Origin of the sequence: Methylobacterium sp. E-005, assembly GCF_022829725.1 — a bacterium.
Taxonomy (GTDB): domain Bacteria; phylum Pseudomonadota; class Alphaproteobacteria; order Rhizobiales; family Beijerinckiaceae; genus Methylobacterium.
Window position 1 is genome coordinate 1 of the sequence record NZ_JAKSYG010000123.1, and the last position, 391, is coordinate 391.

Here is a 391-nt window from a genome sequence, read left to right on the forward strand (position 1 = left end):
CACATCAAGTTCCGTTTTACTACATATGTGGGTCGCTTTTGACTAAAGCCGCGTAGTCGTGTCGTGCTGCTCCAATTTATTCAGCCTGCGCAGTCATGTAGCTTGCAAACCAAATGTGTGTTGTGGCGCCTCCCGGTCGGACACGGCACAGGAGGGCATCGTTGGCTGATCGACCGTAGGCGCTGGCGGCTGGGTGAGGCGAGCGCTCCCGCCTGCGACGCGGAGGGCCTGATGCCCCGCTACTTCATCGACACCTTCGACGGCATCGTCGCCATAGATGACGTCGGCTACGAGTTACCGGACGAGGTTGCTGTGCGGGAGGTTGTCCGCAAGACGTTGGCCGACATGCTCGGGTCCGAGCATAAGGGACGGCCCGCTGCTCAGTACCGGG

At 60.6% G+C, this 391-nt stretch carries 1 protein-coding gene; it reads left to right on the forward strand.

The genetic code is table 11. The features are described 5' to 3' along the window. Window positions 1–231: 231 nt before the first annotated feature. Window positions 232–391, forward strand: a 160-nt coding sequence (locus tag MKK88_RS34295) for a DUF6894 family protein (RefSeq protein ID WP_409566665.1), incomplete at its 3' end; no start/stop codon positions are given.